This is a genomic window from Mangrovibacterium marinum (assembly GCF_003046625.1).
GTDB lineage: Bacteria > Bacteroidota > Bacteroidia > Bacteroidales > Prolixibacteraceae > Mangrovibacterium > Mangrovibacterium marinum.
On the sequence record NZ_QAAD01000012.1, the window covers coordinates 85,103 to 98,764 of the forward strand.

Genomic DNA, 13,662 nt, shown 5'->3' on the forward strand with positions numbered 1-13,662 from the left:
TGTGCGTTCATTTTCCATAATCCACGAGTTTGCACCACCGCACTAGCGCCTGGTACAAACCACCTGATCTTTATATTTTAAACTAATTTTTTTGTATTTATCCCAGCCCCACCGACTAAAAGCCTGATCGTACAAGGCTTTCAAATTACGGAGCTTTTCGCGATAGTGCGCTGCTTCGCCAAAATCGATCAGCTGATCGCCTACCAGAGGCACTATTGCCAGCTCGCCCGACGCATCCACATTGATTTGTTTGATCTGCACCCGCCAGAAATCATCCTGCTGGATGTATGCAATCATCGGGATCAGTTGCCTGCGAACAAATTTCTCATCAGCCTTTCCGGTTATCAGCATCACGTGCGCTGTAAATTTCGGATTCGCCGGAATGACCACGCCTGCCTCATCCATATAATAGTCGGTTTGTCCTTCCAACACCCGCAACAAGGGTTTGCGTTGCATCACCTCCACAATCAGATGTCCTTTAAAATCCATCCGGTCGCCCGAGATATGGCGATAAACCTCCACATTTTTAATCGCCGGCACTTTCATCATTTTTTCTTCCAGCAGATGCGTATTGAGCTCGTCCAGCTTTTTCTCGAATAACTTCGGATCGGCCTGTTTCACCAACCGACTAAGCTCGGCCTCATCCATAAAGCGAGGTGAGTCGTCGGGGATGACCACGGTCAGCTCATCGCAGCTCACCTTCGACAATCTTTCGGAAGAGAAAGACAGCGTAAGGATTGCCAGGACAGCCCCGCTAACAATAAGCCCGATATGCAGCATTCGTTTAATCATTCGTTTTAGCGTTTAAAGTCTGAGCTACGGGTTCAACCAACAAATCAATATCACCGGCTCCCATCATCAGAATAACACCGGGTTTAAAGGAGGCGGCTTTTTGCAGCAGCTCATCCTTGGTCACCAACTGTTTATCTGCCAGGCTCACCTGCTCGAGCACCATCGCCGAGCTTACTCCCGGGATTGGTTTTTCGCGGGCCGGATAAATATCCAACAAATAGAGTTCGTCCAACTGACTTAACTGTTCCGCAAAATCGGGCGCAAAGTCCCTGGTGCGGCTAAACAGATGAGGTTGAAAAACCCCGGTCAGCCAACGATCGGCAAACATGGCTTTCACCGAGCCAATGGTTGCCTTCAGCTCCTCCGGATGATGCGCATAGTCATCAATCAGCATATAATCATTAGAGCGATGACGAATATCGAAACGGCGTTTCACGCCCTGATAAGTTGCCACTGCTGCCTTAATCTCGTTTTCATCGGCGCCGGCCAGCAAGGCCAACGCTGAGGCGGCCACGGTATTTTCAACATTCAGCAAACCCGGATAATTCAACTGCATGGATCGAATTACGCCATTGGGATGCTTCAGGTCGAAATGATAGGCCTCATCTTTTAATTCAATATTGACGGCACAGAAATCGGCTTGCTCGGTAATGGAATAGCTGAAATACTGCACCTCCGGATTATCGGACTGCTGAATGGGCAGTCCTTTTTTCACCACCACTGCACCGCCGGGACGAATTTGCCCCACAAACTCCCTAAAGGTTTTATGTATGGCAGCCTGATCGCCGTAAATATCCAGATGATCGGCATCCATAGAGGTTACCACGGCAAAATCGGGGTGCAATTGCAGGAATGAGCGATCGAACTCATCGGCTTCGGCCACCACCCAATCGCTATGGGCGGAAAGCAACAGATTGGTTTGGTAGTTTTTCGAGATTCCCCCCAGGAAAGCAGAACAATCCAACCGGGAACTTTTCAACAGATGTGCCGTCATGGTTGAGACGGTTGTCTTGCCATGGGTACCTGCTACAGCACAGGTCTTGCCCTGATCACAAATCATGCCCAACACCTGAGAACGCTTTTTAATGGTGAAGCCATTTTCTTCCAGAAAGATGCGCTCCGCCAGGTCGGCAGGTACTGCCGGTGTTAAAACCACCAAACAAGCCTGCTTATCGAGCTGCGAGAGCAGCAGATCCGGCCGATCGGCATAATGCACATCAATCCCTTCGGCCACCAACTTTTGGGTGAGTTCAGTTTCCGTGCGGTCGTAACCGGATACCCCGAAGCCGGCATGCTTAAACCAGCGTGCCAGGGCGCTCATCCCGATTCCTCCGATTCCCAGGAAATATACTTGTTTTATGTTTTTCAGATCTGTCATCTCTTTTTTACTTCACCCAAAATAACTTTTACAATATCGGCTGTTGCATTCGGCTTGGCCAGGCTTTTTGCATTGGCGCCCAGCTCGGCCAGCTTTGCCTTATCCATCACCAGGCGGAAAGCCTGCTTGAATAATTTCTCCGGTCCTTCAGCATCTTTCACCATCACCGCAGCATGATTTTCAACCAAGGCCATGGCGTTTTTTGTTTGATGATCTTCGGCCACATTGGGCGAGGGCATCAGTACGGCCGGTTTTGCCAACAGACACAACTCGGAAATTGTTCCGGCACCAGCTCTCGAGATCACAAGGTCGGCCGCCTTGTAGGCCAGGTCCATATCCGTTAAAAACTCCAGAGCCTGCAGGTTTGCGGGTTTGCGTCCGGCTAGGCGTTCTACCATTTCCTGATAGTAGATCTTTCCGGTTTGCCAAACCACCTGCACCTGGTTCTCGGCAATATAATCGAGGTTCGCCATCACGCTTTCGTTCAGGCTGCGGGCTCCCAGGCTACCACCAACTACAAATACAACCGGTTTGTCGGCCGTTAAATTGTATGCTTTCAGTGCTTTTTCCCGATCAACCGGCTGCAACAGATGCTGACGCACCGGATTACCGGTAACCACGAGTTTTTCAGCGGGGAAATACCGCTCCATATTCGGGTAGGCCACACAAATTTTACGCACCTTGGCCGACAGCAACTTATTGGTTACCCCGGCATACGAATTTTGCTCTTGCAGGATCGCAGGCACTCCGGCACGAACAGCCGCCTTCAATACCGGACCACTGGCAAAGCCGCCAACGCCAATTGCCACATCGGGTTTAAAATCCTGAATCACGTTACGAGCCTTCCGCATACTTTGAAAAAGCATCCACAGGAACTTAAACATCTTCAGCGATGCTTTGCGCGGCAATCCCATCACGGGCAAACCAACAATCGGATAGCCGGCGGCAGGCACGCGCTCCATCTCCATTTTACCCAATGCACCGACAAACAAGATATCGACATCGGGGATTTCTTGTTTCAACTCATTGGCAATGGATAAAGCCGGGAAGATATGTCCTCCGGTTCCGCCTCCGCTGATGATTACTTTTAATGTCATGGTTTACTCCGTTCTCTATTTTTCATTATTTCAATTCCTGATCCTCGTCGGGCACATTCACCACCACGGCTGTTTCCGACTGCTCCTCTTCAGTTAGTTTATTCTGTTTATTCAGGTAGCTGACCGATAGGATTAAGCCAAATCCGGCAGCCGTAAACACCAGTGAAGTTCCCCCCATGCTAATCCAGGGCAAGGGTTGACCGGTTACCGGCATCAAGCCCGTGGAAACCGACATATTCACAAAGGCCTGAATGGCGTAAATGAGCACCAGCCCTGTAACCAGAAAGGCGGGAAACGTGCGGGTACTGGCCCGAACAATTGCCACCCCCCGAAACAGGAAGATGAGGTACAACAGCACGATGGCAATTCCCCCTCCCACGCCATATTCTTCCACAAAAATGGCGTAGATAAAGTCGTTGTAGGCAGCCTCCATATAATTACTAACGTCGCTTCCTCCGGGACCTTTGCCGATTAAACCGCCTTCGAAAATGGCCAGCTTCGCATAATCGGCCTGGGTTGTTCCCTCTTCGGCATCCTTGTCGCCAAACAGGTGATCATCGATACGTTGCTTAAAAGTTTGAATACGTCCAAACGAATGCGGCAAAATCGGGGCGGCGAAATACATCGTCGATGCCAGTGCTACGCCCCCCAGCACGGTTAAGCCCATCAACTTAAAGGGAACACGGGCAACAAACATCAAGCCCATCATACCCATAAAAATCACGCCGGCCGTTGAAATATTCCCCAACGAAATAATGCCGCAGACCAGCGTACTGGCTCCGATAACCCACCAGAAGGCTTTGCTCAGCTCCTCTTTCGATTTTTGGCGGCTGGCCAGCATCTTGGCGCCAAACATCACCAGGGAGATCTTGGCCAGCTCGGCAGGCTGGAAGCTAATAAATTTCAGGTCGAGCGAGCGCGGCGTTGCTTTACCGGTAAGCCGGTACTGAATAAAGGCCAACACGAGCAAAATAATGGTAACGACAAGCAAAGATGGGGCGATGAGCGAATAAAATTTCACCGGCACCACATTCACCAGAAAAAGCATCACCCCAAAGCCGAGCGCGATAAAAAAGCTATGGCGCAGCAGGTAGTGAGCCGTATGTCCGTCGGCTTCGCGATAAGCCAGGCGCCCGGTTGCGCTGTACACAATTAAGATGGAAGCCAGCGACAACACCAAAAGCACCACCCAAAGCGTGCGGTCTCCTTTGATAATATCTTGCAGTCTGTTTTTCATTTTCAATGTTCTCCCAACTTCAGAATGTCCTTTTTTTAGAGATCTATAACTCGCGAACGGCCATTTTGAACTGGCGTCCACGATCCTCGTAGCTTTCAAACAGGTCGAAACTGGCACAGGCCGGTGACAGCAACACCACTTCGCCGTCTTTGGCCAGGTAGTACGATGCACGTACCGCATCCTTGATATCCTGCGTTTCAATAATATCGGGAACGATGCCGGTAAAGAAATCGACAATTTTTTTGTTATCGGTTCCCAGGCAAACAATGGCCTTCACCTTGTCGCGGGCCAGCTGTTCCAGTTCCTTATAGTCGTTACCTTTATCAACCCCGCCAACAATCCAAACAATGGGGCGGTGTATGCTCTCCAGAGCGTACCAGGTTGAGTTGACATTTGTTGCTTTCGAGTCGTTGATAAACTCGATTCCATGCACCTTCAGGAAGCGTTCCAGCCGGTGCTCTACCCCTCTGAAATCAGAAAGGCTCTCTCTGATTTTCTCATTTCGAATGTTTAAAACCTTGCCTGCCAGGCCGGCAGCCATCGAGTTATAAACATTGTGTTTTCCCTGCAAAGCAATATCAAATATGGACATACTGAATGTGTTTTTGTTCCAGTTAATCGTTAATGTATCCTTGTTGATTCCGGCTCCGTTCTCGGGTGCTTGCCCGTAAGCAAAAGGCATACAGGTTGCCGCAATCGTTCTGTTCTTCAATTCCTGCTGAATGACCGGATCTTCGGACCAGTAAATAAAAAAATCGTCCTTCGTCTGGTTTTGAATTATGCGAAATTTTGAATCCACATAATTCTGAAATTTATAATCGTAGCGATCGAGATGATCGGGAGTGATGTTGAGCAAAACAGCCACATCGGCTTTAAAGGCATACATCCCATCGAGCTGAAAACTGCTGAGCTCGATCACATAATAGTCGAAATTTTGTTCGGCCACCTGCCAGGCAAAGCTATGCCCTACATTGCCGGCCAGGCCAACATGCAGACCAGCCTTTTGCAGCAAGTGGTAGGTCAGCATTGTGGTGGTGGTTTTACCGTTGCTGCCGGTAATACAAATCGTTTTTGCCTGACAATAGCGCCCTGCAAATTCGATTTCCGAGATCACCGGGATTCCCGCCTCGCGAATTTTCTTCACCAAGGGAGCTTTCTCGGGTATGCCCGGGCTTTTGACCACCTCGGCGGCTTTCAGAATTTCGTCTTCCGAGTGTTTTCCTTCTTCAAAAGGAATCGCATAATTTGAAAGAACTTGTTTGTATTTGGGCTTAATTTGGCCGGCATCGGACAGCCAAACATCGAAGCCTTTTTTTTGAGCCAGGATCGCCGATCCGACTCCGCTTTCGCCTGCACCTAATATGACAATGCGACTGTTCATCCTTAGCGCATTTTTAAGGTTGCAATTGTGAACACGGCCAAAACAATCCCCACAATCCAGAAGCGGGTTACAATTTTTGCTTCCGGAATTCCTCTTTTCTGATAATGGTGGTGGATCGGGCTCATCAGGAACACCCGTTTGCCTTCACCGTATTTCTTCTTGGTGTATTTGAAATAGCTCACCTGAATGATGACCGAAAGATTTTCGACCAGGAAGATGCCACACAAAATGGGAATCAGAATTTCCTTGCGGATGATTACCGCAAACACGGCCAGGATACCGCCCAAAGCCAGACTACCCGTATCGCCCATAAATACCTGGGCGGGATAGGAGTTCCACCACAAAAAGCCGACAGTAGCCCCAATAAATGCGGCGATAAACACCGTGAGCTCACCAATATGCGGGATATACATGATGTTGAGATAATCGGCATAAATGATGTTACCACTCACATAAGCCAAAATACCCAGCGTTACCCCGCTAATGGCCGACGTTCCCGTAGCCAGCCCGTCGATACCGTCGGTAAGGTTGGCAGCGTTGGACACGGCTGTGATAATCAGGATAATTGCCAGTACGTACACAATCCAGCGGATCCACGAAGCACTGTCGCCCAGAAAGTTGACCATCCATTGATAGTCGAACTCGTGGTTTTTGATGAATGGGATAGTTGTTTTTGTTGACTTCACATCGTTAGTCACATAATTCACCGCTTGCTGTCCGGTTTCACCATCCACAACAATCTCCTTGACAAAATCGCCCTTGGCATTTTTCACCTTTTCGCGCACCACCACATCGGGCGAAAGGTACAAGGTAGCAGCAACGATAAGCCCCAGGCTCACCTGCCCCAAAATTTTAAACCTTCCGGCCAAGCCTTCCTTATCCTTCAAAAACACTTTAATATAATCGTCGATGAAGCCAATAATGCCGAGCCATACGGTTGTTACCAGCATCAGGATGATGTAGATATTATTGAGCTTAGCGAACAACAAAGTGGGAAGAATGATGGACGCCAAGATAATAATACCGCCCATGGTCGGGGTACCTCTTTTCTGCAGCTGACCTTCCAGTCCCAGGTCCCGAACTTCTTCGCCAATCTGCTTTTTCTGAAGCATCCGAATGAGCTTTTTGCCGAAGCCCATGGTGATGAACAAGGAAGTTATAATCGCAGCTGACGAGCGAAACGAAATATATTGCAACATCCCAATTCCGGGGATATCAAACTGCTTTAACCATTCATATAACAAATCAAACATTGTCTTCTTTTTTTCTCGGTTCTACTGATTAAAAATTTCGCGAATAACTTCCTTGTCATCAAAGTGATGTTTCACTCCGTTGATTTCCTGGTAGTCCTCGTGACCTTTGCCGGCAACCAAAATGATATCGCCGCAGACGGCCATCATGCAGGCCGTGCGGATTGCCTCTTTTCGGTTCACGATCGACAGCACTTTCTTCCGTTGGTGAGCCTCAACGCCAGCTTCCATATCCGCAATAATTTGTTCCGGCACCTCCGTACGCGGATTATCGGATGTCAAAATGACCTTATCACTCTGCAGCACCGCTTCCTTAGCCATCACGGGGCGTTTGGTTTTATCGCGATCGCCGCCGGCGCCCACAACGGTGATCACCTGTTCGTTACCGGTGCGGATTTCACTGATGCCGTTTAACACGTTCTTCAGTGCGTCGGGCGTGTGAGCGTAGTCAACAATGGCATACTTGCCATCGGGCGAGCGCAAGATCTCGAAGCGTCCTGCAACCGGACGAAGCTCGCTGATTAGCGGCAATACCTTATCGGCCTGTTCACCCAAAAGCATCGCTGTTCCATAAACCGCCATCAGGTTATAAGCATTAAATATTCCGGAGAAATGGGTCCAGATTTCCTGCCCGTCAATCAGCAACAGCATTCCATCGAGATGTTTCTCCAGCACCTTGCATTTAAAATCGGCAAGCGATCGCAAGCCGTAGGACTTAGTTTGGGCCTTTGTATTCTGCAACATCACCCGCCCGTTTTTCTCATCGGCATTTGTCAGTGCAAAGGCTGTTGCGGGCAGTTCGTCGAAGAACTTCTTTTTAGCTTTCAGGTACTCGGCAAACGTTTTATGGTAGTCGAGATGGTCGTGCGTAAGATTGGTGAACACCCCGCCCTGAAACTGCACACCGGCAATTCGGCCCTGGTGTATGGCGTGCGAGCTAACCTCCATAAAACAATACTCGCAGCCGGCCTCCACCATCCGGGCCATGAGCGCCTGAATCTGCAGGGCATCGGGCGTTGTATGCGATGACGGGAATTCCTGTTCACCCACATAATATTTAATAGTCGATATCAGACCGGCATTATAGCCCAGGCCAATGAACAACTTGTACAGCAGGCTGGCAATGGTTGTTTTGCCGTTTGTTCCGGTTACGCCCACCACCTTCAGGTTTTGCGAAGGATTTCCGTAGAAATTTGCAGCCAACAGCCCCAGGGCAGCAGCCGTGTTGTCAATCTTCACCAAAGCAGCATCGCCCACCGCCACATCATCGCGTTCGGCCACAATGGCCACCGCTCCGTTTTCAATTGCTTTGCCAATGAAATCATGTCCGTCGACATGCGTGCCCGTTGTTGCAACAAACAGGTCACCGGCCTGTACTTTTCGCGAGTCGAACTGGATCTGTGCGATAGCTTTCGACAGACTACCGGAAATCAGTTCATACTCCAATCCATTTAATATGTATTCCAATGTTTTCATGCTAACTCAGCTCCAAATAGATCGTTTGACCTTTTCTTATTTTCAGGCCGGCTTTTAACGACTGCCGGCTCACTTTTCCTACCCCTCTTAATTTGACCTTCAAGCCTGTTTTTTCGAGCAAAAACAACGCATCGCTACCAGTCATTCCCACCACACTGGGCACCAGTCCGGCTTTCACAGCACTGGAACTCACATCTGTTTTTTGTTCTGCCAGAGCTACTTTCACCAAGTCGCCCTGCAACTGATCTTCCTCCACCTTCAGATCCAGCTCTTCGGACGCCTCCAGCACATCGTCGCGAAAGCCCTTCTCAACGATCTGCACCGGCTTTGCTTGCTGATGCTCGTCTGCATTCGTATCGCGGGGCTCCAGAAAAGAGGCATACACTTTCGAAACAACCTCCTTAAATACCGGTCCGGCAACAGAGCCTCCGTAATAGGAACCTTTGGGACCGACCACCACCACAATAGCTGTATATTTGGGATCGTCGGCGGGGAAATAACCACAAAAAGAAGCCTGGTATTTCTTTCCGCCTTTCAGATAGCCTTCATTATCGTAAGCCACCTGCGCTGTTCCTGTTTTTCCGGCAATCGGGAAGTGCTCATTCTGCAATGATCGTCCTGTTCCTTCCGTACAAACCCCTTCCAACATCGCTTTGGCCTTAGCCAGCGTTGACGATGAACAGATTGAAGGATTCAACACTTCTGTATCGAACTTGCGATAAAGCAGTCCGTTTTCGCGAATCTCTTTCACAAAGCGAGGCTTCACCATGCACCCATTGTTGGCAACGGCATTGTAGAAAGTTAATGTTTGGATCGGTGTTAACTTAATCTCGTAGCCGTAGGAAATCCAGGCCAACGAAGGTCCCCACCACACATTGTCGGTCGGATATTTGATATACGGCACCCCTTCGCCGGCAAAACCCAAGCCCAGGGGCTTATTCAGTCCGAAGTTATAGATCCGGTCGATAAAGTCTGTTTCACGTCCTTCGTAATATTTCGTAATCACCTTGGCCACCCCCACATTTGACGAGAGCTCCAGAATCTCCTTCACATTGATGGCTCCGTGGCCTCCGTGCCCGTAGTCACTATCATAAATCGTCTGGCCTTTATAATCCCATCGGCCAATGCCGACATCAAACACATCAGTCGTATCAACAAAACCATCCTCCATGGCAACCATCAAAGAGACCAGTTTGAAGGTTGAACCGGGTTCGCTACAGCCGGCATGCCCCAAGGCATAATTATAAGACTCGCCATAGCTGCCGTCCTTACGGCGCCCAATATTGGCAATTGCTTTTATATCGCCGGTAGCCACTTCCATCACCACAGCTGTTCCCCACTCGGCCTGCGATTTCTGCATCTGCCGCATAAGTGCATTCTCGGTAAAATCCTGCAAGTTGACATTCAGGGTCGTAATCACATCGCGTCCATCCTGAGGCTCGGTAATCGGAACATCGACCCAGTGACCCGAGTAGTTTTGCTTCAGTGCCAAGCCATTCACACCGGCCAGCTCGTTCTCCATAATGCCTTCAATTCCGGAATAACCTACATTGCCATGAATGCCTCCATAGGCCCCCTTGTTCATTGTCCCGATGGTCCGGCTGGCCATATCACCATGCGGCATAATCCGTTCGCTATCGCCGATCACAATCAAGCCGCTTCCGAAGTTGGAACGCTTCATGCTCTCCAGTCGCTTAAAATTCTGCAGCTGATTATAGTTCACTTTCTCGGGATAGATCAGAAACCAACGGCTCCCCTTCCGAAAAGCAGCATCCAACTTGCGCTTAAACTGTTTTTGAGAGATTCCGAAAAAACCGGCAACCTCTTTGGCAAAAGCATTACTTTTCTCCGCATAGTCACGCACAATCCGGGGAGCCTGCAAATCGAAGCGCAGCTCGTAGTAAGGGATAGATGTTGCCAGGATACTGCCGTCGTCGGCACACACATTCCCCCGTTTGGCCTGTATTTCGGAGGTTGCCGACTTGAGATTACGGGCAATGCTTTCCCACTTTTCGGTATCCACATTCTGGATCATGAACAGCTTTACCACAATTGCTGCAGTAACCACCATGACCACAAAATAAATGATCCCAAAACGCAAGGTTATGTCCTTCCTAATCTCCATTAATCTCTCTGAATTGACTAGTTTTATATCTTATGAATGACTAGTTTCGGCTAGTCGTCCAACTTTTCCACTTTCAGTTTTCGCGGGGGCTCCTGCGGCTCCACCAAATCCAGGCCACTATCATATACCTTATTGGCGATTGTCGACGGGCGGTTCATCCGCATCAGCTCGGTTTCGAAGGTTACCGATGACGCTCGCAACTCCTTGATCGAATCCTGCACGGCCTCCATTTCAGTAAGGGTTTTTTCCGACCAATAGCGGTTTGCGATAACCAAAATCAGCAAAAGCACAACATACAAAACAAAAGGAATCTGACTCAGTGCTTTTTCACTGGCCAGAATACTCCCTCCCAAAAATGATTTCAGGATTGGCTGCCTGCCTTGTTGTTTGTCGCTATTTAGAGGTTCATCACTCATACCTTCTCGGCTATTCTCAGTTTGGCACTACGGGCTCTAGGGTTTCGTTCAATCTCATCATCATCCGGGATAATCACTTTACGATTCACGGCCTGCAAACTTGAGCTTACATTCCCGAAAAAGTCCTTCTCCTGCTTACCCTCGAAGTTTCCTGTTTTAATAAAGTTCTTCACCAGCCGATCTTCCAGCGAGTGATAGGTTATCACAACCAACCGCCCACCCGGCTTCAAAAGCTCAACACTCTGTTCCAGAAAATCCTTCAGCACATCCAGTTCGCCATTGGTTTCGATACGCAAGGCCTGAAACACTTTGGCCAGGTACTTCGTTTCGGTTCGTTTGGGCACACAGGGTGCAATTACGGCCTTAAACTCGTCAATGGTGCGTATTGGAGCGGACTGCCGCGCAGCCACGATCTGCTTCACCAGGCGACGGGCATTTTCCACCTCGCCGTAGTCTTTAAAAATCCGAATCAGACTACTCTCATCCATCGTATTTACAATATCGGCCGCCGTGCGCGAGGAATCACGATTCATCCGCATATCCAGGTCGCCGGAAAAGCGAAACGAGAAGCCCCGCTCTGCCACATCGAAATCATGCGACGAAACCCCCAGGTCGGCCAAAATTCCATCCACCTGATCCACGGCTTTATGTCGCAAAAAATTGCGGATATACTTAAAATTGTGCCGAATAAATATGAAGCGCTCATCGTCGAATGCATTCGCCGCAGCATCTTCATCCTGATCGAATGCAAACAAACGACCGCCATCGATATTTTTCAAAATCTCACGCGAGTGACCACCACCTCCAAAAGTAACATCGACATAATCGCCATCCTTCTGAATATTGAGTCCCTCAATACTTTCACGCAACAAAACCGGTATGTGATAAACCTGATCCACTAAAATTCCTCCAAATCGCCAAAATGTTTTCCAAACAAATCTCCGTAATCGCCCATAGAGCTGATGTAGGCGTCGTATTCGGCAGCATCCCACAAGCGGATACGCTCTCCCTGTCCAACAAACACCACATCTTTTTTGATCCCAACTTTCTCCAAAAAGTTATTGGGGAAATTCATCCGACAGCTGTCGGGCACCGCAATCACCTTAAAGCTTCGGTAAATCATATCGAGCAAACGACTCTGCTCCCGATTATTCCGATTCAAGCGACTTGTAAAATAGCCAAGTCGTTGCTCCCATGCCTCCATCGGATAGACATTCAGACACTTCTCATACGGATCCAGCTCGACAGCCATCTGGCCACCCGGAACATTCCCTCCCATTTCATTCTTGTAATCGGCAGGCAGGACGACTCGTCCCTTTTCATCGAATGTTGCTTTTTTTTCTGCTGAGAAGTTCATACGCTAAATGCCTATTTCCCAATCGTAAAATTACAAAATTCCTGATCAAAAATCCACACTCAGTCACTTTCAGTCACTTTTTTCCACAACGAGACTACAACGACACTGTTTATTGTCTGTTCATAAAGCCCACCCTATTGTTCATAATAAAAACACAGCATCTCTATATCAAGCGATTAAGCTGTTCATACGTTATTAACAATTGTTAATAACTCCCTGCCGAAAAACATCAAAATCAAATAAAGCGGAGCCCAAAATCGGCACTTGACAAATATTTTTCTATTTTCGACTGAAATACGCTGAACGCATGGCAGAGCACGAGAATAACAAACTAAAACCGATCGATCTCAAGAAACTTTTCAACGAGAAGAACCCGCGACTGGCGGCCTTACTCCCCCGCTTCATTTATAAATACATCAACCGCATTGTACACGTTGACGAGTGCAACGAGATTATTGAAAAATACGGGCATCTTGAAGGAATTGAATTTGTTCAGAAGTCGATTGAATATTTCGGGGTTCACGAGGAAGTTAGCGGGCTGGAGAACATTCCGGATCAGGGACGCTTCATATTTGTTGCCAACCACCCCTTGGGCGGATTCGACTCGCTGCTTTTTATGAGCAATGTATACCAAAAGCTGGGAGAGCTGCGCTTTCTGGTCAACGACGTTTTAATGCAAATAAAGCCACTGGCTCCTCTTTTTGTGCCCATCAACAAGCACGGAGCCCACAGCCGGATGGTGGCCCGGCAAATTGAGGAAACTTACCGGTCGGACAAACAAGTCCTGATCTTTCCATCGGGACTAGCGAGCCGTAAAATAAAGGGCCAGGTGACCGACACCGAGTGGAAAAAGCACTTCATCCAAAAGGCGGTTGAACACCAACGCGATGTGATCCCGGTACACATCAGCGGCCAAAATTCGAATTTCTTCTACCGCCTTTCCAATTTCAGAAAGGCTATCGGCATAAAATGGAATATCGAGATGTTCTATCTGGCCGACGAGACCTTCAATCAGAAAGGCAGAACATTTAAACTCACGTTTGGAAAACCCATTCCTCACGCCACTTTCGACAACAGCAAAAACCCCAAAGAATGGGCCGACGAGGTACGCCGAATCCTTTATCAACTTCCCACTTAAAGCCTACTTTAAATC

General features: G+C 48.7%; 12 protein-coding genes. 1 reads left to right on the plus strand and 11 read right to left on the minus strand.

Translation table 11 applies throughout. The annotated features are described in order from the left end of the window. Nucleotides 1–42: 42 nt before the first annotated feature. The 11 genes from C8N47_RS12475 to C8N47_RS12525 are packed head-to-tail and all read right to left on the minus strand — an operon-like array spanning nt 43 to nt 12,509. The gene (locus C8N47_RS12475) at nt 43–792 is read right to left on the minus strand and encodes a cell division protein FtsQ/DivIB (RefSeq protein WP_107822893.1); all 750 of its coding nucleotides are present in this window, start codon (nt 790–792) and stop codon (nt 43–45) included. Continuing rightward, nucleotides 785–2,170, minus strand: a complete 1,386-nt coding sequence (gene murC, locus C8N47_RS12480) for a UDP-N-acetylmuramate--L-alanine ligase (protein ID WP_107822894.1) — start codon at nt 2,168–2,170, stop codon at nt 785–787. The genes C8N47_RS12475 and murC overlap by 8 nt, the downstream gene beginning before the upstream one ends. Continuing rightward, nucleotides 2,167–3,267 (minus strand): undecaprenyldiphospho-muramoylpentapeptide beta-N-acetylglucosaminyltransferase, encoded by a 1,101-nt coding sequence (gene murG, locus C8N47_RS12485; protein ID WP_107822895.1) that lies wholly within the window; start codon nt 3,265–3,267, stop codon nt 2,167–2,169. Before murG ends, murC begins: the two co-directional genes overlap by 4 nt. A 25-nt stretch (nt 3,268–3,292) precedes the next feature. Next, nucleotides 3,293–4,504: an FtsW/RodA/SpoVE family cell cycle protein gene (locus C8N47_RS12490; RefSeq protein ID WP_107822896.1), complete on the minus strand. Its 1,212-nt coding sequence runs from the start codon at nt 4,502–4,504 to the stop codon at nt 3,293–3,295. A 43-nt stretch (nt 4,505–4,547) separates the two neighbouring features. Beyond that, on the minus strand, nt 4,548–5,885 hold the full coding sequence (murD, locus tag C8N47_RS12495; RefSeq protein WP_107822897.1) for a UDP-N-acetylmuramoyl-L-alanine--D-glutamate ligase: 1,338 nt from the start codon (nt 5,883–5,885) through the stop codon (nt 4,548–4,550). 2 nt (nt 5,886–5,887) lie between these two features. Then, a complete protein-coding gene (gene mraY / locus C8N47_RS12500; protein WP_107822898.1) occupies nt 5,888–7,138 on the minus strand; it encodes a phospho-N-acetylmuramoyl-pentapeptide-transferase in 1,251 nt (416 codons plus the stop codon). A gap of 21 nt (nt 7,139–7,159) precedes the next feature. Next, nucleotides 7,160–8,611, minus strand: coding sequence for a UDP-N-acetylmuramoyl-L-alanyl-D-glutamate--2,6-diaminopimelate ligase (locus tag C8N47_RS12505; RefSeq protein WP_107822899.1), 1,452 nt, complete (start codon nt 8,609–8,611; stop codon nt 7,160–7,162). Between the two features lies 1 nt (nt 8,612). Beyond that, nucleotides 8,613–10,736: a penicillin-binding protein gene (locus C8N47_RS12510; protein ID WP_107822900.1), complete on the minus strand. Its 2,124-nt coding sequence runs from the start codon at nt 10,734–10,736 to the stop codon at nt 8,613–8,615. A gap of 50 nt (nt 10,737–10,786) precedes the next feature. After that, nucleotides 10,787–11,152 (minus strand): FtsL-like putative cell division protein, encoded by a 366-nt coding sequence (locus C8N47_RS12515; protein WP_107822901.1) that lies wholly within the window; start codon nt 11,150–11,152, stop codon nt 10,787–10,789. Next, complete coding sequence (gene rsmH / locus C8N47_RS12520) at nt 11,149–12,051, minus strand: 16S rRNA (cytosine(1402)-N(4))-methyltransferase RsmH (protein ID WP_211316129.1); 903 nt, start codon at nt 12,049–12,051, stop codon at nt 11,149–11,151. The genes C8N47_RS12515 and rsmH overlap by 4 nt, the downstream gene beginning before the upstream one ends. Further along, nucleotides 12,051–12,509, minus strand: coding sequence for a division/cell wall cluster transcriptional repressor MraZ (locus C8N47_RS12525; RefSeq protein WP_107822902.1), 459 nt, complete (start codon nt 12,507–12,509; stop codon nt 12,051–12,053). The genes rsmH and C8N47_RS12525 overlap by 1 nt, the downstream gene beginning before the upstream one ends. 307 nt (nt 12,510–12,816) lie before the next feature. Between C8N47_RS12525 and glsA the strand changes: the two genes are divergently transcribed. Beyond that, entirely contained in the window at nt 12,817–13,647 is an 831-nt protein-coding gene (glsA, locus tag C8N47_RS12530; RefSeq protein WP_107822903.1) for a lyso-glycine lipid O-acyltransferase GlsA, read from the plus strand. Nucleotides 13,648–13,662 lie beyond the last annotated feature (15 nt).